Raw genomic sequence first — 1,342 nt, forward strand, 5'->3', positions numbered from 1 at the left:
TAGAACTCTTGCAAATTAATTATATGTTATAATGATGGGTTAACTAATTTTCCCCAAAAAATTAGTTAATCAGTACATTCGTCCTGAATGAAAACTTGAAGTTTAACTTTTAACTCAAAACTCTTTAGAGCTGCTTTAATTTGGTTATCAAAACCTCTTTATTTAAGCGGCACAAACTATCTCAATTTTTATAATTGAGAATAAATTCTCCTTGACTTGATTAATCTTTAGGCAACTTTTAAGAAGCTGCTATACCTATCCCTAACTCACAGTTATAAATAGCCGCCAACAAGTTAACTCTTAAACTATATCTTCGACGACGATTCCGATATTTACAGGATAAGATTTTAAAGGTTTTGAGTTTCCTATTTATATGTTCAATGATAATCCTTTCTTTGGCTAAAGCCTTGTTATACTCTTTTTCTAACTCTGTTAATTTTCTATTTTTCGGTTTCTTTTTCGGTGTATAACTATTACTATGGTATGCAGCTATTCCCTGATAACCACTGTCTTCTATGCTGGTAGTTAAAGGATGAAAACGAACTCGACTTTTTTTAAATAAACTAAAATCATGACCTCTGCCTTTCCCACAAAAGACACAGATAATTTCCTCTGTATTTTGATCAGCTACTAATTGGGATTTTAAAGTATGATAACCTCTTTTACCCCCCAAAAAATCTTTCTGTTTCTTTTGGGGGCGTTCAATGGGAGTTTCCGTTACATCCATTACCGTTACGACCGGTATCTCTGCTTGATTGAGTAAAGCTTTTTTTCCTTTTAAACGGAAGTTTCCCGATTGTAAAAGCATTTTTTCCGTCTTATTTACAATCCGACATATATAGTCATTTCAGATAAGTCTGATACAGTCTAGACCGACAAAATCCCGATGAACTCTGGAATTGATATTCTCAATCTTAATTGAAATGACTATAGTTGATTCTGATAGTTCCCAGCTTGTACCAATGTGAAAATATGTTCTATATTCTCGCCAATATTCTAACGTTACTAAAACTTGTTCTTCTATAGATAGTTTAGGTTTCGGTCCCCTTTTAGATGGCTTCGGCGTGAGCTCAGCCGAACGCTGAATTAGAGTCGGCTTCAACACTTTTTACTGATTCTACCATCTTTCTATATGTTTGTTTATACACACCGAAACGGCGTTTGAATTGTTCATCTGATAAGTTTTGATAATCCATAATTTTGCTAATAAACATAGCAAAATTATAGATGATTTCCTGACCTAAGATCACATTTTATTCTTTTTTCCACTTCAATCTAAGAATTGAGAAAAAAGCAAAACCTTATATTATACCATAAAAAAATTATGCAAGAGGTCTAATAT

1 pseudogene is annotated in these 1,342 nt (G+C 32.7%); it reads right to left on the reverse strand.

The window, feature by feature from the left end:
• Positions 1-238: 238 nt before the first annotated feature.
• A pseudogene (locus IQ234_RS20750) lies at positions 239-1,214 on the reverse strand (IS5 family transposase).
• Between the last annotated feature and the right edge of the window lie 128 nt (positions 1,215-1,342).

This window comes from Microcystis aeruginosa LEGE 91341 (assembly GCF_015206885.1).
In the GTDB taxonomy this organism is placed as follows: Bacteria; Cyanobacteriota; Cyanobacteriia; order Cyanobacteriales; family Microcystaceae; genus Microcystis; species Microcystis aeruginosa_H.